Here is a 25,635-nt window from a genome sequence, read left to right on the forward strand (position 1 = left end):
CCCAAACCGTCGTTCCTCTTACAACCTGTTAGTCGTTTGCATTCGTCCGTTTACCGTTCGGACGAATCGCGAGGGTCACATGCACGCTTCATGGGCATCACTCAAGGTCGCGACCGGCGTCATCATCGCCATGACGCACTTTGTGCGCGCCCGTTCGTTACTCCCGCTAGCGCCCGGCTGGCGGGCCGTGCATCTGTGGCAGCCCGCCAGCCGCTCGACGCCACACCCCTTTGCATACGACCCAACGAACGAGGCTCACCATGTTGCGCAACCCTGCTGAAAAATACCGCCCCTTCCCCGCCGTCCGCCTGACCGGCCGAAAATGGCCCAGCCGCACGATCCAGCAAGCCCCCATCTGGATGAGCACCGATCTGCGCGACGGCAACCAGTCGCTGATCGAGCCCATGAACATCGCGCAGAAGCTCGAATTCTTCGAGACCCTGGTCGCGATCGGCTTCAAGGAAATCGAAGTCGGCTTTCCGTCGGCCTCGCAGACCGACTTCGATTTCGTGCGCAAGCTGATCGACGAAAAGCGCATTCCCGACGACGTTACGATCGAAGTGCTCGTGCAGTCGCGTGAAGACCTGATCGCGCGCACCTTCGAGGCGCTTGAAGGCGTGCCGCGTGCGATCGTCCATCTGTACAACGCGATCGCGCCATCGTTCCGCAAGATCGTCTTCAACCAGTCGAAGGACGAAGTGAAGGCGCTCGCGGTCGAAGGCACGCGGCTCATCAAGCAATACGCGCAGACGCGGCCGCAGACGCACTGGACCTATCAGTATTCGCCGGAAACCTTCAGCATGACCGAGCTGCCCTTTGCTCGCGAGGTGTGCGACGCCGTGGCCCAGACATGGCGGCCCACGCGCGATCACAAGATGATCGTGAACCTGCCCGCTACCGTCGAGGCGGCCACCCCGAATGTGTACGCGGACCAGATCGAATGGATGGACCGCAATCTCGGCTATCGGGACAGCATCGTGCTCTCGGTGCATCCCCATAATGACCGCGGCACCGCTGTTGCTGCCGCGGAACTCGCCTTGCTGGCGGGGGCGGATCGTATCGAAGGGTGCCTCTTCGGCAATGGCGAGCGCACCGGCAACGTCGATCTCGTCACGCTGGCCATGAACCTCTATACCCAGGGTATCGACCCGGGCCTCGATTTCTCGGATATCGACGCGGTGCGCCGCGTCGTTGAACGCTGTAACCAGCTTCCGGTGCATCCGCGTCATCCGTACGCCGGCGATCTGGTCTACACCGCGTTTTCGGGCTCGCATCAGGACGCAATCCGCAAGGGTTTCGCGCAGCAACAGCCGGACGCCGTGTGGGAGGTGCCATATCTGCCGCTCGACCCAGCCGACGTGGGACGCAGCTACGACGCCGTGATCCGCGTGAACAGCCAGTCCGGTAAAGGCGGTTCGACCTACCTGCTCGAGCGCGGCATGGGTTTCACGCCGCCGCGCCGCGTGCAGATCGAGTTCAGCCACGCCGTGCAGGCCGCAACCGACAGCAGCGGCGCAGAGATGAGCGGCGAGGCGATTTGCGCGCTGTTTGCCCGGGAATACTTCGAGCGCATGGGACCGGCCCAGCGTGTCAATGCGTCGGCGGTGCGGTGGGTTCATCGCGAACTCAGCGTGGCGGCGCCGAAGCACGCACGCGGCCAGTCTCAGGTGCAGGAGCAGACGCAAGAGCAGCACGCCCAGTGTGTCGCCGCCGCGCTGGGCGCCGCTGCGGGGCAGCCCGTTGAAGTGACCTCGGTAGAAAGCGGGCGCACGTCGGACGGCCGCACTGTCGTGTTTGTCGGCTGCCGGGTGGGTGAACAGGCGATCCGGTACGGCGTGGGGGTCGGCGAAGACAGCACGGTGGCTGTTGTGGATGCCGTCGTCAGCGCGGTGAACCGCTGCGCGTGGAAGCACAGCGATCAGCGGGCGGCGGCCTGACAGGAATCGATCGGCGGGCGGGCCTCACTCGATCGCGCAGCGCGTCGCCTGCCACGCCACCAGCCGCCACTGGCCATCCTGCTGGGCATGGATGGCCGTGTAGGCAATCGGGAACAGCAGCGCGCCGTTATTCGCCTCCATCTCGATCAGCGCACGGCCGGTGACGACGCAGGTTTCGCGTCCCACCGGCAGCACCTCCTGCGACTGGATCTCGATCTGCCGATAGCGCCGGCGGCCCCCAGTGATCCCGTCGATAAACTGCTGCTTCGTTTCACGCTTGCCATTCGTGTGAACATAGCTCACGTTCTCGGAGAGCAGCGAGTCGAGCAACGGCCCATTGCCGTCGACCATCGCGCGAAAGCGGTCGCGCTCCAGTCCACGAATCGCCTCGATCACTTTTGCGGCCATTGCTCAGCCCCTTTGGGTCGACGGGCCAACAGCGGCCTCGGTCGTCAGAAGTTATATTGCAAAGATAGCTGGCTGAAATTTATACCAGGATTCGGCTCTTTGATACCGCCGTTCGATCTGTGCTGAAACCGGTAGCCGGCCAGGTACGGCTGGCGGCTGCCGAACGCCGCGCCCACTCCGGCCGTGCCGGCGAACCGGAACGCCATGCCGGGGGCAAAAAGCAATAAATCCTAATAGGAAAACTGGAATTCGTCAGATTATTGTATTGGGCGACGAAAAACCGGTGATTCTGCGTTAGCAATCGCTCATCTACAGCAGATCCTACGCCTATCCCGCGCGTACGGCATATGGCGTATGATGCTATTGAAACGCAAATTTCAATAGCCAGGCGGGAACCAGGATACCCCCACGCACTCTAAGTATTAGCACTCGGTTATTCAGAGTGCTAACATCCACGCTGGAGTCGAAGTCTGACTGAGCTTTTGGCTCATCCCCAAGGAGTTTTATACGTGAGCAACGCAATGACCCTTCCGAGTACTCTGAGCCCGTCGTCGGCTAAGGCCGCTTCGGCAGGTGCACTGGCGCTCTCGCATTCTTCGCTGCTGCCCGGTCAACTGGGCAATATCGACGCCTACATCCAGGCCGTGAACCGGATTCCGATGCTGACGCCGGCGGAAGAACGCCAGTTCGCCACTGAATTTCGCGAGCAGGGCAATCTGGATTCTGCGCGCCGCCTCGTCCTGTCGCACCTGCGGCTGGTGGTGTCGATCGCGCGCAACTATCTGGGCTATGGCCTGCCGCACGCCGACCTGATCCAGGAAGGCAATATCGGCCTGATGAAGGCCGTGAAGCGCTTCGATCCCGAGCAAAACGTGCGTCTGGTGTCGTACGCCATGCACTGGATCAAGGCCGAGATTCACGAGTACATCCTGCGCAACTGGCGCATGGTGAAGGTCGCCACCACCAAGGCGCAGCGCAAGCTGTTCTTCAACCTGCGCAGCCACAAGCAGGGCTTGCAGGCGTTCACCCCGGAAGAGATCGACGGTCTCGCCAAGGAACTGAACGTCAAGCGCGAGGAAGTGGCCGAGATGGAAACGCGCCTGTCCGGCGGCGACATCGCGCTGGAAGGTCAGGTGGAAGACGGCGAGGAATCGTACGCGCCGATCGCCTATCTGGCCGATTCGCATAGCGAGCCGACCGCCGTGCTGGCCGCGCGCCAGCGCGACAAGCTGCAAAGCGACGGCATCGCCAGCGCCCTCGAATCGTTGGACGCACGCAGCCGCCGGATTATCGAAGCCCGCTGGCTGCACGTGGAAGACGACGGCTCGGGCGGTTCCACGCTGCACGACCTGGCGGACGAATTCGGCGTGTCGGCCGAGCGGATTCGCCAGATTGAAGCGAGCGCCATGAAGAAAATGCGTAGCGCATTAAACGACTACACGTAAGCATCCGGGCGCCCGCGCCGTGCCCCTGTCAGACATCAGCCCTGCCCTCGTAAGACAGCAGGGCTTTTTCATTTCCGCCGCAGCGAACCCCGCCCCATTTCCTTGACGTATCGCAAGCTTGCTTGTATTAGTTAGACGGACGGCATGCTGACGCGACCCAATGCCACAGTCGCGAACTTCCGCGCTGCCAGCCCCTATCCTAATATCGTTATGCACTCGCCAAGCCGCATAGGCGGCTTGAATCCGACCGGATAACCCGGTGTGAAGTCGTCCATCGACCGATCATGACCATAACGCTACACGACAGGAATCCGTCTCGCCCCACCCTGCGCGCGCGACTCGCCGGCTGGGTACGCGGTCCCACTTTCGGCCGAGATATCGCCATCGTACTTGCCATCAAATTTGCACTCCTGATGGCTCTCAAGTACGCATTTTTCAATCATCCGGCGGCGGAGAACATGTCCATGCCGCCCGCACTCGTCGCACAAGCACTGCTATCGGTGCCTGCCTCAAATCCGCCTCAAGGTGATCCACATGCCCGTTAGCGAAGTCGTCGACCTTTCGCGCCTCCAGTTTGCCGTGACGGCGCTTTATCACTTTCTGTTCGTCCCCCTGACGCTCGGCCTGTCCTGGCTGCTCGTCATCATGGAATCCGTCTACGTGATGACCGGCAAGCAGATCTACAAGGACATGACACAGTTCTGGGGCAAGCTGTTCGGTATCAACTTCGCCATGGGCGTGACGACCGGCCTCACGCTCGAATTCCAGTTCGGCACCAACTGGTCGTACTACTCGCACTACGTGGGCGACATCTTCGGCGTGCCGCTCGCCGTCGAAGGGCTGATGGCGTTCTTCCTGGAATCGACCTTCGTCGGCCTGTTCTTCTTTGGCTGGAACCGTCTGTCGCGGGTGCAGCATCTGATCGTCACCTTCCTCGTCGCACTGGGCTCGAACCTCTCCGCGCTGTGGATTCTGGTCGCCAACGGCTGGATGAACAATCCGGTGGGCGCCGAATTCAACTACGAAACCATGCGGATGGAACTGTCGAGCCTCTTCGCCGTGCTGTTCAATCCCGTTGCGCAGGTCAAGTTCGTGCATACGGTGTCGGCCGGCTATGTGACGGCGTCGATGTTCGTGCTCGGCATCTCGTCGTGGTATCTGCTCAAGCGCCGCGACACCGAGTTCGCGCTGCGCTCGTTTGCGATTGCCGCGGGTTTCGGCCTTGCATCGACCGTCTGCGTGATCGTGCTCGGTGACGAATCCGGCTACCGTACCGGCGAGGTCCAGCAGGTCAAACTCGCCGCGATTGAATCGGAATGGGATACGGCGCCGGCGCCGGCTCCGTTCACGATCTTCGGCATCCCGAATCAAAAGGAAGAACGCACCGACTACGCGATCCGGATTCCCTACGCGCTCGGCATCATAGCGACGCGCTCGCTTGACGAGCCGGTGCTGGGCCTGAAGGACCTGATCGCGCAAAACGAGCTGCGCATCAAGGACGGGATGATTGCGTACGGCGCGCTGCAGCAGCTCAAGCAAGGCAATGCTACCGATGACGCAAAGACCGCCTTCGCGCTGCACCGGGAGAATCTCGGCTATGCGCTGATGCTCAAGCAGTTCACCGCCAACGTCACCGACGCCACGCCGGACCAGATCGCCCAGGCGGCGAAGAAGACCATTCCACCGGTGTTGCCGGTGTTCTTCTCGTTCCGCATGATGGTGGGCCTCGGCATGCTGTTCCTCGCGACCTTCGTGCTCGCGTTCTGGTTCTGCGCGCAACGCTCGCTGCTCCTCGACAAGCGCCGCTGGTTCCTGCGCTGGGCGGTATGGGCGATCCCGTTGCCATGGATTGCGGCCGAATTCGGCTGGATTGTCGCTGAGCTGGGGCGGCAGCCGTGGACCATTGCCGGCATCCTGCCCACGGCGCTGTCGGCTTCGAGCCTGACCGCTACCGACCTGTATCTGAGCATTGGCGGCTTCGTGGTGTTCTACACGGCGCTCTTCGTGATCGAAATTACGCTGATGTTCAAGTACGCGCGGCTCGGGCCCTCGTCACTGCATACGGGCCGGTACCACCACGAATTGCCGCCGGGTCAGCCTGCCAAGCCGCTGAACACTACGACCGCATGACTCGCCACCGGACTGCACAAGCTGTATTAAGGGAAAAATCATCATGGATTACGCAACCCTCAAAGTGATCTGGTGGGTCCTGATCGGCGTGCTGCTGATCGGCTTTGCCCTCACCGACGGCTTCGACATGGGCACAGCCATTCTGCTGCCGTTCATCGCCAAAACCGATTCAGAGCGACGCATTGTCGTCAACACCGTTGGCGCGACGTGGGAAGGCAACCAGGTGTGGTTCATCACCGCGGGCGGCGCGATGTTCGCGGCCTGGCCGCTCGTCTACGCGGCATCGTTCTCGGGCTTCTACTTCGCGATGCTGCTGGTGCTGTTTTCGCTATTCTTCCGGCCGGTGGGCTTCGACTACCGCAGCAAACGTGAAGACCCACGCTGGCGTAATGCGTGGGACTGGGCGCTGTTCATCGGCGGTTTCGTGCCGGCGCTGGTGATCGGCGTCGCCTTCGGCAATCTGCTGCAAGGTGTGCCGTTCTCGTTCGACACCGACCTGCGCGTCACCTATCACGGCAGCTTCTTCGCACTGCTCAACCCGTTTGCGGTGTTGTGCGGGCTCGTCAGCGTATCGATGCTGGCCGCGCACGGCGCTGCGTTCGTGAAGATGAAGACGGACGGTGTGATCGCGCAACGCGCGTCGCGGGCGCTGCGTATTGCGTCTCTCGCCGGTGTGGTGCTGTTTGTGCTTGCCGGGGTGTTCATCGCCACCATGATCGGCGGCTATCAGATTGTCGACGCGGCGCCGCTCGATACGGTCGCCAATCCGCTGCTCAAGAGCGTAGTCGGGGCTCCCGGCTTGTGGCTCACCAACTACTCCACGTATCCATGGATGATCGCCGCACCGGTGATCGGCGTGGTGGGCAGCGCGCTGGCGTTGCTGATTGCGAACTCGCGCTTTGAGAAGAGCGCCTTCATCTGTAGCGGGCTAATGATCGTGGGCGTGATCCTGACGGCCGGCTTTTCGATGTTCCCGTTCATCATGCCGTCCTCGCTCGACGGGCGCAGCAGCCTGACGGTGTGGGACGCAACGTCGAGCCAGATGACGCTGCAGATCATGCTGATCGCCGTGATCATCTTCCTGCCGATTGTGCTGATCTATACGAGCTGGGTGTATAGGGTGATGCGCGGCAAGGTGACGGCGGCTGCGCTTGAAGAGAATCGGCACACGATGTATTGAGGCGTCTCGCGCCTTGGGTGCGGGCGTAAATGAAACCCGGTTTGCAGGAGCAGATGATGTGGTATTTCAGTTGGATTCTTGGGATTGGCGTTGCGCTCTCGTTTGGCATCATCAACGCGCTGTGGCTTGAATCGCGTCAGCCGGTGCAGACACCGGTGAAGCGCACGGTGGAATGACACACGGCGAGAGCGGGCACATAAGCCGTACGAGTATCGAGCGGTAAACGAAGAGCGGCGCCCCAAAGGGCGCCGCTCTTTTTTCTCAACCCTCATTCACTGCGACAGGGTGACGCTCGGAGCCGCGCCCTTGTCACATGAATGGCCTCACTCAGGCCGGTTGCGGCGAAGTCCCACCCGTTGCGCCCGCCGCCGGCAGACGCGCCGCCAGCACCTGCGCATAACGCGCAGCGGCATCGCCGACGACGATATGGAACGTATCCGGCGAGATCCACGCGACATCGAGCGCAGCGAGGCGCTGACGATCCACCGCGGTCGGATCGCTCACCACCACGCGCAGGCGCGTCGATGCAATCGCATCCAGCTCAACGACGTTGGTCGCACCGCCGAACACAGCAAGCCAGCGCGCCGGATCGGGATCGAGCGGGCCCGCCTGCGCATCGGCAACCGCCGCCGCAGCCGGGGCCGCTACGGGCGCTGTCGCCGGTTTCGCCGCAGCACCGCCACCTTGCGCAATCACCGTACGGATTTCGTCGGCGATGATGTCCGCTTCCGGTCCGATGATCACCTGCACACTGCTCGCACCGCGCTTCAACACACCACGCGCGCCGATCGTCTTGAGGTCCGTTTCCGAGACCTTGTTAGGGTCCACCACCGACAAACGCAGACGCGTCGTGCAGGCATCCACGATCGACAGATTGTCTGCGCCACCCAGTGCCGCGATGTAACGCTGCGCACGCGGCACGGCGGCAGCCGCAGCCGGTGCAACAAAGCCACCCTTCTCGAACGACTCAACCTGCTCTTCAGCGGCAGCGGGCTCGCGGCCCGGCGTCGCCATATTGAACTTGCGGATGAAGAAGCGGAACAGCCCGTAGTACACCACCGCATAGATCAGGCCGATCGGCAGCGCCCACCAGCCCTTGGTCGACAGGCCGTAGTTCAGCACGTAGTCGATCGCGCCCGCCGAGAACGTGAAGCCGAGGTGAATCCCCAACGCCGAACAGATGGCGAGCGAGAGCCCGGTCAGCACCGCGTGGATCGCATACAGCACCGGTGCGAGGAACATGAAGCTGAACTCGATCGGCTCGGTCACGCCCGTCAGGAATGAGGTAAGCGCCATCGAGAACAGCAGGCCGCCCACCATCGCGCGGCGTTCCTTCGGCGCTTCATGGAACATCGCGAGACACGCTGCCGGCAGACCGAACATCATGACCGGGAAGAAGCCTGTCATGAAGGTGCCCGCAGTCGGATCGCCCGCGAAGAAGCGGTGCAGATCGCCCGTCACCGCAGCACCGCCGCCCGGCGGCGTGAAGGTGCCAAACACGAACCACGTCAGCGAATTCAGGATGTGGTGCAGACCCGTAACCAGCAGCAGGCGGTTCAACACGCCGAACACGAATGCGCCGATCGCGCCCGCGGTAGTCAGCCAGTGGCCGGCCAGGTCGATAGCGGACTGCACAGGCTGCCAGACATAACCGAGCACAATCCCGATCACCAGACAGGTCACCCCCGTGACAATCGGCACGAAGCGTTTCCCTCCGAAGAACGCGAGGTACTCGGGCAGCTTGATGTCCTTGTACTTGTTGTACAGCGCCCCGGCCACAAGACCGGCCACGATCCCCGACAACACGCCCATATTGAGCTTGTCGTTGATGTCCTTCATCACCGCGATTTCGACCAGGTAACCGATCGCGCCCGCGAGCGCCGCCACGCCGTTGTTGTCCTTCGCGAAACCGACCGCAATGCCGATTGCAAACAGCAGCGGCAAGTTGTCGAAAATCGCGCCGCCGGCGTCGGCGATCATCTTGATGTTGAACACATCAGGCTGGCCCAGCCGCAGCAGAAGGCCTGCGACCGGTAGCACTGCGATCGGCAGCATCAGCGCACGGCCGAGTCGCTGCACCTTCAGAAACGGATTCCCATCCATTTACACCTCCAATCCTTCGTCTCTTTGTCGAGTCGTTGCTTTACGTGGTAGTTGAGCGAAATTCCGCCGTGGACTATGTGGGGTTCAGTCCAGCGGCCAGGTTTCGCGGCTCACTGCTCTTACCGCCTGTGCCGATTCCAGCGCCAGGGCATCCTGGGCGCGTTGCTGGCACAACTGATAATTGAGGTTGCGCACTCGCGCCTTGATGCCCGGCACCGACACCGGGTCCACCGACAGCTCGGTCACGCCCAGGCCGACGAGCAGCGGGACGGCCAGCGGATCGCCCGCCAGTGCGCCGCACACGCCCACCCATTTGCCGTGCTTGTTCGCGCCCTGCACGGTCGCCGCAATCAGGCGCAGCACCGCCGGATGCAAGCCGTCGGCCTGTGCCGCGAGGTCCGGCTGACAGCGGTCCATCGCCAGCGTGTATTGGGTCAGATCGTTAGTGCCGATCGACAGGAAGTCCGCATGTTGCGACAGTTGATCGGCCAGCAGCGCGGCCGAAGGCACTTCGATCATCACGCCCACTTCGATCGGATCGGTGCGGCCCTGCTCGCGGGCGAATTCGTCGATACGCTTGCGCAGGCGGATCAGTTCGCCTGCGTCGGTCACCATTGGCAGCAGGATGCGCACGGCGCCGAGCGGCTGCACCGCCAGCAGGCCGCGCAACTGGTCGTCGAGCAAGTCCGGGCGCACTTGCGCAAGACGGATACCGCGCAGGCCAAGCGCCGGATTCGGTTCGGGCGGCAGCGTCAGATAATCGACTTCCTTGTCCGCGCCGACATCCAGCGTGCGGATAATCGCGGTGCGGCCGCTCAGCGCATCGGCAATCGACTGATAGCTTTGACGATGCTCGTCGACGCTCGGCGCCGACGCGCGGTGGATGAACAGCAGTTCCGTGCGCAGCAGGCCGACTGCATCGGCGCCGTTCTCGACGGCCGTCTTTGCGTCTTCGAGCGTGGCGATATTGGCGGCCACTTCGATCGCGCGGCCGTCAGCCGTCGCGGCGGCCTGTTGCGACGTGCGGCGGTTCGCTTCGCGCACGCCGGCAAGGCGCGTGCGTTCGAGACGGGCTCGTTCGACGTCGAGCGCGGTCGGGGCGAATTCGATTCGTCCCGCGCTTGCATCGACCACGACCTGGGTGCCTTCGGGAATGGCGTGCAGCGCATCACCCACCGCCACCAGCGCCGGAATGCCGCTCTGCCGTGCAAGAATCGCAGCGTGCGAGGTCGCGCCGCCGCGCGCCATCACGAGTGCGGTGACGCGTGTGCGGTCGAGCGTCGACAGATCGGACGGCGTGAACTCTTCCGCGACCAGCACCGCTTCGTCCGGCAACGTGCGCGCGGCGTTGTTCGAATAGCCGAGTGCGCGCAGCACGCGCTTTTCGAGGTCGCGCAGATCCGCGGCCCGTTCGGCGAGCAGCGCATCCTCGATTTTCGTCAGGACTGCAATCTGTGCACGGATCGCCTCGCGCCAGGCGAAGCCGGCGCTCTTGCCGAGGCTGATCAGATCGCGCGCCGCGTCGAGCAGCGTCGGGTCTTCGAGCAATACCCGGTGCACCGCGAAAATCCCTGCTTCACCATGTGCGCCGCGTTGCGAGGCGTCACGCACGGTTGTGTTCAGTTCCGCGTCGACCGTGGCGAGTGCCTTGTCGAGCAGGCGGCTTTCCGCAGCCGAGGTGCCGCTCGCGGTTTCGGGCGGGTCGAGGTCCGCGTCGTCCCAGCGCACCAGCTTGCCGACCGCGATGCCGGGCGCCGCGCACACGCCGGCGAGCGTGTTCGGCGCGAGCGGCGCACCGCTCGTTTGCGCGACCGGCTGCGGCGCCGGCGAGCTTTGGCGGGCCGGCTTTTCTTCGACTTCGCCGTGCGCCTCGCGCAGCAGTTCATGCGCGACCGCTTCGACCGCAGCGGCCGCTTGAGGACCGACACCCAGAATTTCGACTGTCGCGCCTTCGCCCGCACCGAGGCCAAGCAAGCCAACGACACTTTCGATCGGCGCCTTGCGTCCTTCATAACGCACTTCGACGCGTGCATCGAGACCGCGCGCAGCCTCACGGGCGCGTGCTGCGGGGCGTGCATGCAAACCGCCGGCGTGAGCCAGCGTGACGCTCTGACGCGCTTCTTCCGTCACATGGGTAGCCTGGCGTGATGCTTCAGCCGCAGCGCCGGCGCGTGGCCGCAGCAAAAGCAGCGGGGTTTCGCCGGCCTTCAGCATGCCGCCCTTGGCACGTTCGACAATCTCGAAGGCGTCCGAGTTGGCAATCGCAATCACCGACACGAGGCTCGGCGCATTGCGGGCCACGAGATCCTGGTCGAACTCGATCAGCAGATCGCCGGCGCGCACATGAGCGCCTTGCGCAACCTTCGGCGTGAAGCCGCGGCCGTTCAGCTCGACCGTGTCGATACCGATATGCAGCAGGATCTCCGCCCCGTCTGCCGTGGCAAGGGTCACAGCATGACCGGTGCGCGCAAGGTGCGTGACCAACCCGTCGCACGGCGCGACGAGTTGGCCTACCAGCGGATCCACGCCAATCCCGTCTCCAAACATGCCGCCCGAAAACACAGGGTCGGGCACGTTCGCGAGCGGCACGACCGGGCCGGTCATAGGCGCGAGCAAAACAATATGGCCTTGGGATGGGCTCATCAAGCGGGACTCCTCGACACGTCGCATCTGATTTCTCGATCAGTGAGTTTCGGTGACTTTATTCAGATGGCGCGGCGCATCGGGGTTGCGTCCGCGTGCGGCGGCAAGACCGGCGGCCATCACGTAAAAGGAAAGGATGGCGGCGATCGGGTCAAGCGCCGCATGGGCCGTCGTGACGAGCGGCAAGGTGGCTTCGGACACGTCGTCCGGCGCGGCGAGCAGCACGCGCGCACCGCGCGACTGCATGTCGCGGGCAAGCTGGATCAGACCGGCCTGTTCCGGGCCGCGCGGCGCGAACACCAGCAACGGGTAGTCTCGATCGATCAGTTCCATCGGACCATGACGCACTTCGGCGCTCGAAAACGCTTCGGCCTGGATGCCCGAGGTTTCCTTGAGCTTGAGTGCCGCTTCCTGGGCAATCGCGAGACCGAGGCCGCGGCCGATCACGATCATGCGCTCGACGCCGCGCAGTTCTTCGACTGCCTGACTCCAGTCAAGCTTGCCGGCGGCTTGCAGGGCCTCAGGCAGGCTGCGCAGCGCGCCGAGCAGCGCGTCGTCCTGCTGCCAGTGCGCGACCAGTTGCGCGGAAATCGACAGCATCGCGATATAGCTCTTGGTGGCGGCCACGCTCAACTCAGGACCGGCGACGAGCGGCAGATGCCACTCGCAGGCATCGGCCAGCGGCGATTGCGGCGCGTTCACCGCCGCCACGGTCAGCGCGCCGGCTTCGCGCAGTGCGGCCATCGTGCCCACCAGGTCCGGGCTCTTGCCGGACTGCGAGAAGGCAAGCGCGAGCTGATCGCGGACCTTCAGCGGCGCCTGCTGCAACGTGGCGACGGACATCGGCAGCGAAGCGACCGGCACGCCGATGCGGCTCATCGTGAGGCTCGCGAAATAACTCGCCGCGTGGTCCGAACTGCCGCGCGCCACCGTCAAGGCGACATGCCGCGGCTGTTCCGCGAGTTTGGCCGCCAACGCCTGAACGCGCGAGGTATCGGCAAGTTGCGCGGCGACCGTTTCGGCAGACGCCAGCGCTTCGTTAAGCATATTCGACAATTGATTCTCCTTCGACGTACGTCGCGGTCAACGCCAGATCACGATCGAACACGACGATGTCGGCCCACGCACCGCGCGCGATGCGGCCGCGGTCTTCGATGCCGAGATAGTCGGCGGCGTAACGCGACAGACGATTTGAAACATCGGCCATAGGCAGGCCGAGCGATACCAGATTGCGCAGCGCCTGATCCATCGTCAGGGTGCTGCCGGCGAGCGTGCCGTCGGCAAGACGCACACCGCCGAGGCACTTGGTGACATGCTGGCTGCCGAGGCGGTATTCGCCGTCGGGCATGCCGGTGGCCGAGGTGCTGTCGGTCACCACATAGACGCGCGGAATCGCCCGCATCGCAGCACGAATGGCGCCCGGGTGAACGTGCAGCAGATCGGGGATGATCTCGGCATATTCGGCGTGCGCGAGCGCCGCACCGACCATGCCAGGATTGCGGTGATGCAGCGGCGACATCGCGTTGAACAGGTGTGTGAAGCCGCACGCGCCGTGCTTGAGCGCCGCCACCGCGTCGTCGTAGGTGCCGAGCGAGTGGCCGAGCTGCACGCGTACGCCGCGCGCCGCGATGGCGGAAATGATGTCCATATGGCCGGAGATTTCCGGCGCAATCGTCACGACGCGAATCGGCGCGATGGACAGGTACTTCAGCACTTCGTCGAGTACGGCGGACACCGCGGCATCGGGTTGCGCGCCGAGCTTGCCCGGGTTGATATACGGGCCTTCGAGGTGAACGCCGAGCACCCGCGAGCCGCCCGGAGTGCGCACCCGCGCGACGTCGCCGAGATTCGCGACCACGCTCATCAGCTCGTCGCGCGGTGCGGTCATGGTGGTGGCGAGCAGGCTGGTGGTGCCGTAGCAGGCATGCGTGCGCGTGATCGTCTCGATCGCGTCGCCCGCTTCCATGACGTCGGAGCCGCCGCCGCCGTGCACGTGCAGATCAATGAAGCCCGGCAGGATATAGGGCGCTTCGTTGGTGGACGGATCGACGCGCTCACCTGTGAGCGACGTGATGCGGCCGTTTTCGTATTCGAGCGTGCCGTGAATCCACCCATCGGTGGTGAGTATGTTTCCGGTCAGCATGAGTCTCTCTGATAATACGTAGTGCGATACGTCACTGATTCGCGCCGTTCAGCGTGGCGCGCGGGTTGCGCCGCTATTGCCGCAGTTCCGCGACAAAGTCGTAGTAATCGTCCCGGCAGTAGGTGTCCGTCAATTCAATCGCCCGCTGGTCGGCGCTATAGCCGATACGGGTGATCACCAGCAGCGCCGAGCGCGGCTCGACATCCATCAGCGAAGCAATCTCGCTGGTCGCATTGACGGCCCGAAAGTGCTGCAACGCGCGGACCACCGCCATGCCGCGCTGCTCCAGATAACTATAGAGCGACACGCCGATTGCGTGCGGGTCGGGCACGATCGCGGCCGGCAGCGCGGAATGTTCCACTGCCATCACGATGCCGTCCGCACGCCGCAAGCGCCGCAGGCTTGTCACCGCAGCACCCGGCGACAAACCGAGGTGCACCAGTTCGTCGCGATTCGCCGCGCGGATGCCGCGCTCGAGCCAGACCGAGTCGGGACGAAAGCCCCGCTGTTGCATCTTCTTCGTAAAGCCGGTGAGCCGCGACAGCGGATCTTCGACGCGCGGCGTAATGAAGCTGCCCGCGCCGCGCGCGCGCCGGATCAGACCTTGCTCCACCAGCAACTCGATCGCCTTGCGCGCGGTAATGCGCGACACGCCTATCGCATCCGACAGCGTGCGCTCCGACGGCAGCGCTTCGCCCGCCGACCACACACCACAGTGGATGGCCGTGGCCAGGTTGCGCGCGAGCTGCAGGTAGAGCGGCGTGACGTTGCGAGCGTCAGGCATCAATGCGGACCAGCGTGTTTCCATGGCTCAGGTGGGTCGAAAGGAAGAGCACGGGCTACGAAATGAGAGCCCATTATATAACCACCATAATACCAGTCAACAAAGTTGTTCCATCCCCCGCCGATCGGCCTCAAAGCCTTGATGGGAAAGGAAATCCGCTGTTTTACGCGATACTTTCCTGGCGTTACAGGTGCTCAGTATTTACCCGTATTTGAGGCGATTTCATGGTGGGTAGAGGACCACTGGTTCGCTACCGCACGGAGCAGCCCGCTCCATCGGCTTACTTTCGTAATATCAATATCTGCGCGCTGTACTCCCCCGCGCAGGCTTCGCCGTTTTTATATAGGATGGCATCCGATAGAGTGCTGTATGAAACCCACAGGAACCTCCGGAGAGCAGTACGTTGACCGATTCCGCAGCGCGGCGGCGCGCTGAGGCTGTCCGCCACTTCAACCGGTTCTACACGAAACACATCGGTGCGCTGCACGAGCGTGTGCAAAAGAGCGCGTTCTCGCTCACCGAAGTGCGCGTGCTGCACGAACTGGCACGCGGACGCGCCCAAACCGCCACTGCCCTCGCGCGCAACCTTGGGCTCGACAGCGGCTATCTGAGCCGCCTGCTCACGAGCTTCGAGCGCCGCGTCCTGATCACCCGCCGGCCGTCGGAGAGCGACGCGCGGCAGTCGCTGATCGCCCTCACCGATCAGGGCCACGCCGCCTACGAACCGCTCGACACCGCCGCCATCGACGAAGTGCTGTCCGTGCTGGAACGGCTCGCAGTGAATTCGCAGGAGACCTTGATAGGCGCGATGAAGCTCGTCGAACGGCTGCTCGACGATCAGCCGCGCCGCGGCATCATCACGCTGCGCGCGCCACGCGCGGGCGAATACGGCTGGCTGGTGCACCGTCAAGCGCTGCTGTTTGCAAACGAGCACGGCTGGGATCAGACCTTCGAAGGCCTGCTCGCGAAAACCGTCGCCGATTTCACCCAGCATCACGATCCGGTGCGCGAGACTTGCTGGATCGCCGAGCAGGACAGCGCCATCGTCGGTTCGGCGCTGGTGGTCGGCGTCTCGACCACGGTCGCGCGAATCAGGCTGCTGTATATCGAGCCCGACATGCGCCGGCTCGGTATCGGCACGCAACTGGTCGACGAGTGCGTGCGCTTTGCGAGGCGCGCGGGCTACAGCAAGATCACGCTGTCTACGGTGACGACGCTTGGCGAGTCGCGGCGGCTTTGCGAGCGCGCGGGCTTTGTCTGCTCGAGCGTGGCGCTCGAGAAGCGCTTCGGCCAGGAACTGACGGTGGAGCGGTGGGAAAGGGATTTATAGCGGGCGCCAGGTGGCCCGCTGCGCCTCGTGTGGCAGTCAAGCAGGCGGCCGCTGTGTAAAACGAAGGCCTGCGGCTGCGCGCATCCGCGCAGGCAAAAAAAAAGCGCCACAGGTTCATTCCCCATGGCGCTTCGTGTTTCAGCCCGTCACCCGGGCACGGCCGCTGTGCTTAGAAAGACGGCACCACCGAGCCCTTGAACTGGGTCTTGATGAACTGGCGCACGTCGTCCGACTGGTATGCGGCAACCAGCTTCTTTACCCACGGCTTGTCCTTGTCCTGAATGCGCACGGCGATCAGGTTCGCGTACGGGCTGTGGATATCCTCGAGCGCGATTGCGTCCTTGGTCGGCTGCAGACCGCCGGCAAGCGCGTAGTTGGTGTTGATCGCGGCGGCGTCGACGTCCGACAGCGAGCGCGGCAGTTGCGCGGCGTCCAGTTCGACCAGCTTCAGCTTCTTCGGATTGTCCGCGATGTCGAGCGGCGTTGCGCTGTTGCCGTTCGTGCCCGCGCCGGCCTTCAGCTTGATGAGACCTTGCGCCTGCAGCAGCAGCAACGCGCGGTTCTCATTGGACGGATCGTTCGGCACCGCGACCTTCGCGCCCTGCGGCAGGTCCTTCAGCGACTTGAACTTCTTCGAGTAAATGCCGAGCGGAGAAATGTAGGTCAGACCGACGTTCACGATCTTGTAGCCGCGCTGCTTGATCTGGCTGTCGAGGTACGGCTGGTGCTGGAAGCTGTTGGCATCCAGGTCGCCTGCGTCCAGTGCGGCGTTCGGCTGAACATAATCGTTGAATTCGATGACCTTCACGTTGAGGCCTTCGCGCTGCGCCACTTTTTGCGCCACGGCCCAGATTTGCGCATCGGGACCGCTGATCGTGCCGACCTTGATGACCTTGTCGTCGGCATGAGCGCCGAAGCTGGTGGCGAACGCGGCGGTAGCAACCACGGCGGAGAGGGCTTTCAGGATGTTTCTGCGCTGCATGTAGTTCTCGCTGTTTCTGATCGGTGTCAGATTCGGGTGTAAAGCTGGCGGCACGTTGTGCGGGTCGCCAACTGGACCGCAAATGGTCTCATAGGCTCCGCGCAATGTGAAATACCGGGATCTCATATGGGTATACTCCGCGTGCTGCGAGGGGCGGGGCGTCAATGGTTCGATGCCTTACCGCACAAGCGCACAAGCGCACAAGCCTCGGGCGAAAACCTGCAAGACCGGTCGGGTCAGGAAAGGCCTTACTCGTGCAAAGGTCCAGACACCAAACGATAATGGCCAGGCTGTGGCCGCTCACGAGGCGTGCCACGCTTCCTAAACGAGGCTATCCATGTACGTCATCAATCTCACCTATATCGTGCCGCTTGAACAGGTCGACGATGCGCTCGAGGCGCATCGTGCTTTTCTCAATGAGCAATTCGAAGCCGGCGTCTTCGTGGCCGCGGGCCCGAAAGTGCCGCGCGACGGCGGAGTCATTCTCGCGATCAACCTCGAGCGCGAGCAGCTTGACGCGCTACTCGCCACGGACCCGTTCGCGCAGCGGAAAGTGGCGCGTTACGACGTGACCGAATTCAAGGCGACGCGGCTCGCGCCGGGGCTGAACCTGCCGGTGCCGGCATGAATCTTCGGTAACCAGCGAGCGGGAAAGTAAGAACAACAGAACATCACGCGCCTGCCCAGCAGACGCGTGACCGGGACTTAACCGAGCAACAGCTTGATATCGTGCACCCACGGCGCGGCGCCCTGCCCATCGCGAGCAAAGAGCCGCAGCTTGCCGTCGGGATCGAAGACGAAGCTGGCCGCTGTGTGATCCATCGTGTAGCTATCGGGCGTCTTGCCCGGCACCTTGGCGTAGTAGACGCGGAAATCCTTCGTCACCTTGGTGAGCTGCGCCTGATCGGCAGGGCGCAAACCGACAAACGAAGGATTGAAGGCCGGCGCGTACTGCGCCAGCAATGCTGCCGTGTCCCGCTCGGGATCGACCGTGACGAACAGCACCTGGACCCGGCTGGCATCAGTCGGGCCCAGCTCCTGAAGGGCCTGCGACAGCTCGGCCATCGTGGTCGGACAGACGTCCGGGCAATGCGTGTAGCCGAAGAACAGCACCACCACCTTGCCCTTGTAGTCCGCGAGTGTGCGCGTCTTGCCGCTGCTGTCGGGCAACGCGAAGTCGGTGCCGAACTGCGTATTGCCGGTGATGTCGACGTTCTGGAACGAGGGAGCAGGTTTGCCGCAGCCTGAGGCCAATACCGCGCCGCCGAGTGCACAGGCCATCAAGGCGACGCGCGCCACGCGCGCTAGCCGGGGGGTAAGCATGGTGTTACGCGCCGATCAGGACGCGTGCATAGTGATCGATCAACAGCGCGGCAAATAGCAGCGACAGATAAATGATCGAGTAACGGAACAACTGACGCGCGAGCGTATCGGAGTACTCCCGATAGATTTTCCACGCGTAGCCGAGGAACACGGCGCCAAGCAGCACCGCGGATACCAGATAGACAACGCCGCTCATGCCGGAGATGAACGGCATCAGTGAGACCGCGAACAGGATCACCGAGTACAGGAAAATATGCAGCCGCGTGTACTGCTCGCCGTGGGTGTTCGGCAGCATCGGCAGGCCGGCGTCTTCGTAGTCTTTGCGGCGGTACAGTGCGAGCGCCCAGAAATGCGGCGGCGTCCACACGAAGATGATCAGCACCAGAATCCAGGCGTCGCCCGGCACGTGGCCCGTGACCGCGGCCCAGCCGAGCGCCGGCGGCATGGCGCCCGAGGCGCCGCCGATCACGATGTTCTGCGGCGTAGCCGGCTTGAGCAGCAGCGTGTAGATGACCGCATAGCCGACGAAGGTGGCGAGCGTGAGCCACATGGTCAGCGGGTTGGCGAACGTATAGAGCGTCCACATGCCGAGGCCGCCGAGCACAGCGGAAAACAGCAGGATCTGGGCAGTGGTGATCTCGCCGCGCGCGGACGGGCGCCATGAGGTACGGCGCATCTTCGCGTCGATCTTCTGTTCGACAAGGCAGTTGATGGCAAACGCTGCACCGGCCAGCAGCCAGATGCCGACGGTACCGCCGATCAGCGCGGTCCACGGCACCATGCCGGGCGTGGAGAGGAACATGCCAATCACGGCGCAGAACACGGCAAGCTGCGTGACCCGCGGCTTGGTCAGCGCAATGTACTGGGAGATCCGGCTACCGGGGGTCTGGGAAAGAGTTGTACTGTCCATGAGGGGTCACGCTGGCGCGGCATCGCGCGCGGGCAAGGCCGCGCGGCCGGGACGGCTATAAGCGATTCGAAAGTTTAGCATAACGAGCAGGAGCAGCAGGATTGCGGCGCCACCGTTATGGGCGACTGCAATGGGCAATGGCCATTGCAGGACGATGTTGGAAAGGCCGGTGATGAACTGGATCAGCACCACCAGCAACACGCCGTTAGCCGGCCGCCGCAGCGATTCGAAGCGGCGCACCTTGAGCGCAAACCAGAGCAGATAGGCGATCACCACAATTGCAAAGGTGCGATGGGTCCAGTGGATTGCCACCAGCGCATCCTGGGTAATCATCTCGCCGTCGCCGGTCATGCCGAGCGCCCGCCACAGGTGGAAGCCGTGCGCGAAATCCATTGGCGGAATCCACTGGCCGTTGCAGGTCGGGAAGTCCGTGCAGGCGAGCACGGCATAGTTGGTGCTGACCCACCCGCCTAGCGCGATCTGCACGACCAGCAGCGCCAGGCCGGCGAGCGCCGCCGTGCGCCACTGGGCAGCCTCGGGTTCATAGGCAGGCAGCGGCGTCTGGCGCGCCGCCAGCCAGCCGAGCGTGCCGAGCAGGGCAAGACCCAGCAGCAGGTGGGTCGTCACGATCACCGGTTGCAGTTTGAGCGTGACGGTCCACGCACCGAACGCGCCCTGCACGAGAATCAACAGCAGCAGCGAAGTCGGCCACCACGGCGAGACGTGCAGCGGGCGGCGCTTGATGCGTGCGACCCACGCAATCACTGTCTGCGCAACGATCAGCACGCCGATTGCCATAGCGAAGTAGCGGTGAATCATCTCGATCCATGCCTTGGTCATGCTGACCGGGCCTGTGGGCAGTGCCTGGTGAGCAGCGGCAATCGCCGCATGGGCGATAAACGGCGAGGCCGTGCCGTAGCAACCGGGCCAGTCAGGACAGCCGAGCCCCGAGTCGGTCAGGCGCGTGAAGCCGCCGAACATCACGAGATCGAGCGTCATGAAGGTGGTGACCCAGACCAGCTTGCGGAATTTGTTGTCGTCGGCCCTGACCCATACGTAGGACAGCGGCAGCAACGCAACGCACAAGCCGATCAGGCCCAGTTGCAATACATACATCTCTCTACCTTCTCACAGAAAACGCAGCGGCCAATAGTGCTATGGAGGTCCGATCCGCGGTACACCCAGGGGTGCGATAAAACGCCGCATCAGCCGATGCTCGACCACTTCAGCAGCTTGGTGATATCGCCCTTGATCTTGCTCGGGTTCGGATCTTTCGGAAAACGCATCATCAGATTGCCGTTCGGATCGACCACGAAGATGTGATCGGTCAGCGTCGTGCCGGCGTCGACAGGCAGCCATGCCGCCAGTGCAGCCGGATCGGCGATCAGCTTGCGTGTGTCCGGATAGGCTTTCTCGATCACGTCCGCCACGTTACCGGCGTCGGTGCGCAACCACACCTCGACGACCCGATCACGCTCCGGCCCTTGCGTGGCGCGCACCTGGCGCATGAAATACAGCTTGGTCACGCAGGCCTTGTCACAAGCGCTGCTGTCGACCGAAACCATCAGCCACTTGCCGCGCAGCGAGGCGAGCTTGAGCGGCTTGCCGTCTTCACCGGTCACCACGAGCGCGTCGGGAATCGGCCGCTGCGGTTCGACGAGCGTGCCGTAGCTGGTGGTGCCGCCGGACGGCTTGATCACGTAATAGGTGAAATACGAGCCGATCACCGGAGCCGCGCAGATCAGCGCGATCAGCAGCATCATCCAGCGGCCGCGTTGCCATGAGCCTTTGCCGCGGGGCTGGCCGGACATGACCGCGGGACCGGCGGATTTGCCGGCTTGCGGCGTGCGGGGAGATTGCGTCGACACTACAGAACCTCTTTCAATGATTGCGCGGCGTGCATCAGGCACTCGGCGCATGTTCTTTCTTCGCGGCACGCCGTGCGGCGTACAGGCCGAAAGCGAGTGCGGCGATGGCCATGCCCCACCATTGGAGCATGTAGCCGTAATTGCGTTCGACGTCGGTATCCGGCGCTGGCCAGTCGCGCACCAGCTTGTCGCCGTCGTCGCTCAACTGCTGGATCACGAACGGCTGCAGCGGTAAACCGGTCTCGGCGGCGTAGGCGCCCACATCGAGATTCTGGCGGATCGACTGATGAGGCGCCGAACCGCCCTGCCCGAGTTCGAATGCGCGGGTGGCATCGGCACGCGCAATCCCCTCGATCTCGACCTGGCCCGGCGGCGTGACATACGGCGCGATGACCGTGCGATCGGCAATGTTGCGCGGCAACCAGCCGCGATTGACCAGCACATAGCCACCGTCAACGAGTTTAAAGGGCATCACCACGTAAAAGCCCGGCTGATCGTTATACGGACGATTGTCGAGATAGACCACCTTGTCGGCGACAAAACTGCCGCGCGCACGTACCCGGTGAAACTCGATGTCTTTCAGCGCAATCGGGGCACTGCCAATCGGCTCAGCCGGCGCGTTCTCGAACTGCGTGATGTGCGCCTGCAGCGCCTCTTTCTGATGCGCCCGGTCACGCTGCCAGAACCCGAGACGCACCGTCACCGCCACCACGATCAGGATCAGCAGCGCCGGCAACCAGCGGATCTTCATTGCGCCTGCCCCACCGGAACACGGGGCGCCACGCACGGTGCGATAATAACCATATTGCCTTCGCGCTCCTGAATTTCGGCTGATTTCATGCACATTCTCGTTCCCATCGCCTTTGCGCTGATCATTGCCAGCATGGCTTCGGCGTTGTACTTCATGATGCACGACAAGGGTAAGACGAAACGCATGGTCTGGTCGCTGGCCACTCGCGTGGGCCTGTCGATCTCGCTGTTCCTCTTCATCCTGTTTGCGCACTGGATGGGCTGGATCCAGTCCACCGGCATTCCCTACGGCCGCTAGAGCGCAGCGGCAGATTTGCGCGCCGGTTCCGCATCAATGGCGCTTCGGGTCCGCCCTGTAAGCGTCGCAGAGGCGCCCCATAGGCACCCCACAGGCGCCCTCAATAGGCCCCCACAAGCAAAACGCCGCCCTGACAGGGTCGAGGGCGGCGCTGCGTCAGTCGTGCATACTACTCGTTGGCTTCGCGACCTGCAGCGAAACCAGCAATTCAATCGTCTGCTCGTGACCTGTAGCAAAAATCCGCGTAACAGGCACTGCGCGCAGACCCGAAAGCGTTACAGCCAGTACACCACCACATACAGCCCAAGCCACACCACGTCCACAAAGTGCCAGTACCAGGCCGCGCCTTCAAACGCGAAGTGGTGATCCGCTGTGAAATGGCCGCGAATCACGCGCACCAGCACCACCGTCAGCATCGTGCCGCCGAGAAACACGTGGAAGCCGTGGAACCCGGTCAACAGGAAGAACGTCGAGCCGTAGACGCCGGAAGCCAGCGTGAGGTTCAGCTCGTTATATGCGTGGTAGTACTCGAAGCCTTGCAGGAACAGGAAGCACAGGCCCAGCACGACGGTCGCCGCCAGCCATGCAATCGTCTTGTTGCGATGGTTCTCACGCAGCGCGTGGTGAGCCACCGTCAGCGTCGCACCCGAGGACAGCAGCAGCGCCGTGTTGATGGTCGGCACCGGCCACGGCTGCATCGACTTGAAGTGCGACACCAGCGTCGCCGGCCCGATGTTGGGCCACACAGCGGTGAAGTCCGGCCAGATCAGCTTGTAGTCGAGACTGCCGAGTTGATGCATGGCGATTTCGCGAGCGTAAAACAGCGCGCCGAAAAATGCGCCGAAGAACATGACTTCGGAGAAGATGAACCAGCTCATGCTCCAGCGGTATGACTTGTCGACGTTCTTGCCATACATGCCGCCTTCGGACTCGGAGATCGCGTCGCCAAACCAGTGCCACAACGTGAAGAGCAGCCACAGCAAGCCGGCGAGCACCGTGATGGGCGCCCAGCTTTCGCCGTTGATCCAGGCCGCAAGCGATGACAGCATGACCAGCAGCCCGATGGCCGCGCTGATCGGATGCCGCGACGGGTGCGGTACGAAATAGTACGGGCTCTCGTTTTGACCGCTCATTCTTGATTCTCCACTTCAGTCCAGTTGTTCCGCTTGACCCGGTTTAGCCCGGCTGTCTCTTCGGCGGCGCGTCGGTACCGCACCGCTTCACTCTAATCTCTGGGCCGTCTGTGGCCCGGTGCTGCCGCTTCAGTTGCTCATTTCGCCCCGGGCGGCCCGTTTAGCCCACCACCGCGTGTACGACCAGGATCAGGATGCCGATAAAGATCGCCGCACAGATCAGCGCCGCCAGCAGCACGTGAAGCGGATTGAGCCGGGTTGCATCGGACTCAAGATCGCGCCGCTTGCGCACGCCGAAAAACGCCCAGAACACCGCCTTCATCGACTGCCCGAAGCTGCTCTTCTGAGCGCTGCGTCCCTCATCGCTGCCGTCGTTGTTGCTCATTACCGTGTTCTTCCTTCGCCTGCCGCGTCTCGCGTCAGGCTGGCTCGGATACCGCCGTCACAGCTCTGGCCGGTGCCGCCGTTCCGCTCGTCACCGGCGCTGGCGTATTCAGGAGAAAAAGCTCCGTTTGACGAAGATGCCCACGAAAAACGCGGCGGCAATGGCAAGCATGATCAAACCGAGCCGCCGGTTGCCCGCGCGGATTTCCTCGGGCGTACGTCGTTGTTGTGGATTCGGGGTCATGCTGGAGTTTCCCGAACCGTTACTCGACTGTCGGCGGGTGCTCGAACGTGTGGAACGGTGCCGGGCTCGGCACGGTCCATTCGAGGCCCGTCGCGCCATCCCACGGCTTGTCGCCAGCCTTTTCGAGCTCACCGCCGCCGCGGTATGCCGGCAGCGCCACTGCAAACAGGAAGTACACCTGGGCGAGACCGAAGCCGAACGCGCCGATCGTGATGACCTGATTCCAGTCGGTGAACTGCGCCGGGTAGTCTGCGTAACGGCGCGGCATGCCTGCGAGACCCACGAAGTGCATCGGCAGGAAGGCGAGGTTAAAGAAGATCATCGAGGCCCAGAAGTGGATCTTGCCGCGCGTCTCGTTGTACATCCAGCCGGTCCATTTCGGCGACCAGTAGTACCAGCCCGAGAACAGGCCGAACAGCGACCCTGCCACGAGCACGTAGTGGAAGTGCGCCACCACGAAGTAAGTCCCGTGATACTGGATGTCGAGCGGCGCCATGGCGAGCATCAGGCCCGTCAGTCCGCCGAACGTGAACACGAACAGGAAGCCCACCGCGAACAGCATCGGGGTTTCGAACGTCAGCGAACCGCGCCACATCGTGGCCACCCAGTTGAACACCTTCACGCCCGTCGGCACGGCAATCAGCATGGTGGCGTACATGAAGAACAACTGGCCCGTCACCGGCATGCCGGTAGCGAACATATGGTGCGCCCAGACCATGAACGACAGGATGGCGATCGACGACGTGGCGTACACCATCGAGCTATAGCCGAACAGCGGCTTGCGCGCGAACGCCGGGATCACCTGCGACACGATCCCGAACGCCGGCAAGATCATGATGTACACCTCGGGGTGCCCGAAGAACCAGAAAATATGCTGGTACATCACCGGGTCGCCGCCGCCGGCCGCGTTGAAGAACGACGTGCCGAAGTGGCGGTCGAACAGCAGCATGGTGATCGCACCGGCCAGAACCGGCATCACGGCGATCAGCAGGTAAGCGGTAATCAGCCACGTCCACACGAACATCGGCATCTTCATCAGCGTGAGGCCAGGTGCGCGCATGTTCAGGATCGTCACGACGATGTTGATGCCGCCCATGATCGACGACGCCCCCATCAAGTGGACTGCGAAAATCGCGAAGTCCATGCCCGGGCCCATCTGCGTGGAGAGCGGTGCGTACAGCGTCCAGCCGGCCGCCGTGGCGCCGCCCGGCGCAAAGAACGAACCCACCAGCAGGACCGCCGCCACCGGCAACAGCCAGAAGCTGAAGTTGTTCATCCGCGCGAATGCCATGTCCGAGGCGCCGATCTGCAGCGGCACCATCCAGTTCGCGAAGCCGACGAAGGCCGGCATGATCGCGCCGAACACCATGATCAGGCCGTGCATGGTGGTCAACTGGTTGAAGAACTCGGGACGCATGATCTGCAGGCCCGGCTCGAACAGCTCGGCACGGATCATCAGCGCCATCACGCCCCCGGAGAGGAACATGGTGAACGAGAAGATCAGGTACAGCGTCCCGATATCCTTGTGGTTGGTGGCGTACAGCCAGCGGCGCCAGCCATGCGGCGTGCCGTGGGCATGGTCGCCGTGTACGTGCTCGTGGCCCGCAACTACATCGTGTCCAACGCTAGACATGACTATC

General features: G+C 63.2%; 25 protein-coding genes and 1 pseudogene. 9 read left to right on the forward strand and 17 right to left on the reverse strand.

Annotated elements, in window-relative coordinates; genetic code table 11:
• Positions 1-260 precede the first annotated feature (260 nt).
• Positions 261-1,937 (forward strand): 2-isopropylmalate synthase, encoded by a 1,677-nt coding sequence (leuA, locus tag FFS45_RS12825; protein WP_137955017.1) that lies wholly within the window; start codon positions 261-263, stop codon positions 1,935-1,937.
• A gap of 24 nt (positions 1,938-1,961) precedes the next feature.
• Here the strand turns inward: leuA and FFS45_RS12830 are convergent, their stop codons facing one another.
• Positions 1,962-2,345, reverse strand: a complete 384-nt coding sequence (locus FFS45_RS12830; RefSeq protein ID WP_137955018.1) for a nuclear transport factor 2 family protein — start codon at positions 2,343-2,345, stop codon at positions 1,962-1,964.
• 44 nt (positions 2,346-2,389) lie between these two features.
• A pseudogene (locus FFS45_RS12835) lies at positions 2,390-2,548 on the reverse strand (acyloxyacyl hydrolase); the annotation flags it as partial.
• Between the two features lie 306 nt (positions 2,549-2,854).
• Between FFS45_RS12835 and rpoH the strand changes: the two are divergent.
• From rpoH to cydX, 5 genes are all read left to right on the forward strand, one after another.
• Entirely contained in the window at positions 2,855-3,790 is a 936-nt protein-coding gene (gene rpoH, locus FFS45_RS12840; RefSeq protein ID WP_137955020.1) for an RNA polymerase sigma factor RpoH, read from the forward strand.
• 284 nt (positions 3,791-4,074) lie between these two features.
• A complete protein-coding gene (gene cydP / locus FFS45_RS42360; RefSeq protein ID WP_137955021.1) occupies positions 4,075-4,335 on the forward strand; it encodes a cytochrome oxidase putative small subunit CydP in 261 nt (86 codons plus the stop codon).
• The gene (locus tag FFS45_RS12850) at positions 4,325-5,920 is read left to right on the forward strand and encodes a cytochrome ubiquinol oxidase subunit I (RefSeq protein WP_137955022.1); all 1,596 of its coding nucleotides are present in this window, start codon (positions 4,325-4,327) and stop codon (positions 5,918-5,920) included. The genes cydP and FFS45_RS12850 overlap by 11 nt, the downstream gene beginning before the upstream one ends.
• A 43-nt stretch (positions 5,921-5,963) precedes the next feature.
• Complete coding sequence (gene cydB / locus FFS45_RS12855) at positions 5,964-7,100, forward strand: cytochrome d ubiquinol oxidase subunit II (protein ID WP_137955023.1); 1,137 nt, start codon at positions 5,964-5,966, stop codon at positions 7,098-7,100.
• Positions 7,101-7,156: 56 nt separating this feature from the next.
• Positions 7,157-7,276, forward strand: a complete 120-nt coding sequence (cydX, locus tag FFS45_RS12860; protein ID WP_137955067.1) for a cytochrome bd-I oxidase subunit CydX — start codon at positions 7,157-7,159, stop codon at positions 7,274-7,276.
• A 151-nt stretch (positions 7,277-7,427) separates the two neighbouring features.
• Here the strand turns inward: cydX and nagE are convergent, their stop codons facing one another.
• The 5 genes from nagE to FFS45_RS12885 form a co-directional block, all read right to left on the reverse strand.
• Positions 7,428-9,203: an N-acetylglucosamine-specific PTS transporter subunit IIBC gene (gene nagE / locus FFS45_RS12865; protein WP_137955024.1), complete on the reverse strand. Its 1,776-nt coding sequence runs from the start codon at positions 9,201-9,203 to the stop codon at positions 7,428-7,430.
• An 84-nt stretch (positions 9,204-9,287) separates the two neighbouring features.
• On the reverse strand, positions 9,288-11,873 hold the full coding sequence (ptsP, locus tag FFS45_RS12870; protein WP_137955025.1) for a phosphoenolpyruvate--protein phosphotransferase: 2,586 nt from the start codon (positions 11,871-11,873) through the stop codon (positions 9,288-9,290).
• A 12-nt stretch (positions 11,874-11,885) separates the two neighbouring features.
• The gene (locus FFS45_RS12875) at positions 11,886-12,893 is read right to left on the reverse strand and encodes an SIS domain-containing protein (protein ID WP_137955068.1); all 1,008 of its coding nucleotides are present in this window, start codon (positions 12,891-12,893) and stop codon (positions 11,886-11,888) included.
• The gene (gene nagA / locus FFS45_RS12880; protein ID WP_137955026.1) at positions 12,886-13,989 is read right to left on the reverse strand and encodes an N-acetylglucosamine-6-phosphate deacetylase; all 1,104 of its coding nucleotides are present in this window, start codon (positions 13,987-13,989) and stop codon (positions 12,886-12,888) included. Before nagA ends, FFS45_RS12875 begins: the two co-directional genes overlap by 8 nt.
• Before the next feature lie 73 nt (positions 13,990-14,062).
• Positions 14,063-14,797, reverse strand: coding sequence for a GntR family transcriptional regulator (locus FFS45_RS12885; RefSeq protein ID WP_137955027.1), 735 nt, complete (start codon positions 14,795-14,797; stop codon positions 14,063-14,065).
• 379 nt (positions 14,798-15,176) lie between these two features.
• On the opposite strand from FFS45_RS12885, the gene FFS45_RS12890 reads away from it, so the two are divergent.
• A complete protein-coding gene (locus tag FFS45_RS12890; RefSeq protein WP_137955028.1) occupies positions 15,177-16,103 on the forward strand; it encodes a bifunctional helix-turn-helix transcriptional regulator/GNAT family N-acetyltransferase in 927 nt (308 codons plus the stop codon).
• Positions 16,104-16,272: 169 nt separating this feature from the next.
• Here FFS45_RS12890 and FFS45_RS12895 read toward each other — a convergent pair whose 3' ends face one another.
• A complete protein-coding gene (locus FFS45_RS12895) occupies positions 16,273-17,085 on the reverse strand; it encodes a MetQ/NlpA family ABC transporter substrate-binding protein (RefSeq protein ID WP_137955029.1) in 813 nt (270 codons plus the stop codon).
• 337 nt (positions 17,086-17,422) lie between these two features.
• Here FFS45_RS12895 and FFS45_RS12900 point away from each other — a divergent pair, with 337 nt between their 5' ends.
• Entirely contained in the window at positions 17,423-17,713 is a 291-nt protein-coding gene (locus tag FFS45_RS12900) for a YciI family protein (protein ID WP_137955030.1), read from the forward strand.
• Positions 17,714-17,790: 77 nt separating this feature from the next.
• Here the strand turns inward: FFS45_RS12900 and FFS45_RS12905 are convergent, their stop codons facing one another.
• The 5 genes from FFS45_RS12905 to FFS45_RS12925 all read right to left on the reverse strand — a co-directional run bounded on the left by FFS45_RS12905 (position 17,791) and on the right by FFS45_RS12925 (position 21,937).
• Positions 17,791-18,408: an SCO family protein gene (locus tag FFS45_RS12905; protein ID WP_137955031.1), complete on the reverse strand. Its 618-nt coding sequence runs from the start codon at positions 18,406-18,408 to the stop codon at positions 17,791-17,793.
• 4 nt (positions 18,409-18,412) lie between these two features.
• Complete coding sequence (gene cyoE, locus FFS45_RS12910) at positions 18,413-19,318, reverse strand: heme o synthase (protein ID WP_137955032.1); 906 nt, start codon at positions 19,316-19,318, stop codon at positions 18,413-18,415.
• A gap of 6 nt (positions 19,319-19,324) precedes the next feature.
• A complete protein-coding gene (locus FFS45_RS12915) occupies positions 19,325-20,434 on the reverse strand; it encodes a COX15/CtaA family protein (protein WP_137955033.1) in 1,110 nt (369 codons plus the stop codon).
• Between the two features lie 89 nt (positions 20,435-20,523).
• Positions 20,524-21,129 (reverse strand): cytochrome C oxidase subunit I, encoded by a 606-nt coding sequence (locus FFS45_RS12920; protein WP_249362769.1) that lies wholly within the window; start codon positions 21,127-21,129, stop codon positions 20,524-20,526.
• A 91-nt stretch (positions 21,130-21,220) separates the two neighbouring features.
• Positions 21,221-21,937 carry an SURF1 family protein gene (locus FFS45_RS12925; protein WP_137955035.1) on the reverse strand — a complete coding sequence of 239 codons (717 nt, stop codon included), beginning with the start codon at positions 21,935-21,937 and terminating at the stop codon, positions 21,221-21,223.
• 87 nt (positions 21,938-22,024) lie between these two features.
• Between FFS45_RS12925 and FFS45_RS12930 the strand changes: the two genes are divergently transcribed.
• Complete coding sequence (locus tag FFS45_RS12930; protein ID WP_090684914.1) at positions 22,025-22,234, forward strand: twin transmembrane helix small protein; 210 nt, start codon at positions 22,025-22,027, stop codon at positions 22,232-22,234.
• Positions 22,235-22,509: 275 nt separating this feature from the next.
• Here the strand turns inward: FFS45_RS12930 and FFS45_RS12935 are convergent, their stop codons facing one another.
• The 4 genes from FFS45_RS12935 to ctaD all read right to left on the reverse strand — a co-directional run bounded on the left by FFS45_RS12935 (position 22,510) and on the right by ctaD (position 25,628).
• Positions 22,510-23,367 (reverse strand): cytochrome c oxidase subunit 3, encoded by an 858-nt coding sequence (locus tag FFS45_RS12935; RefSeq protein ID WP_137955036.1) that lies wholly within the window; start codon positions 23,365-23,367, stop codon positions 22,510-22,512.
• Positions 23,368-23,527: 160 nt separating this feature from the next.
• Positions 23,528-23,752 (reverse strand): DUF2970 domain-containing protein, encoded by a 225-nt coding sequence (locus tag FFS45_RS12940; RefSeq protein ID WP_137955037.1) that lies wholly within the window; start codon positions 23,750-23,752, stop codon positions 23,528-23,530.
• A gap of 108 nt (positions 23,753-23,860) precedes the next feature.
• Positions 23,861-23,995 (reverse strand): cytochrome oxidase small assembly protein, encoded by a 135-nt coding sequence (locus FFS45_RS42120; protein WP_212745728.1) that lies wholly within the window; start codon positions 23,993-23,995, stop codon positions 23,861-23,863.
• Positions 23,996-24,014: 19 nt separating this feature from the next.
• Positions 24,015-25,628: a cytochrome c oxidase subunit I gene (gene ctaD / locus FFS45_RS12945; protein WP_137955038.1), complete on the reverse strand. Its 1,614-nt coding sequence runs from the start codon at positions 25,626-25,628 to the stop codon at positions 24,015-24,017.
• Positions 25,629-25,635: the final 7 nt, after the last annotated feature.

The sequence above is a fragment of the Burkholderia sp. 4M9327F10 genome (assembly GCF_005503145.1).
GTDB lineage: Bacteria > Pseudomonadota > Gammaproteobacteria > Burkholderiales > Burkholderiaceae > Paraburkholderia.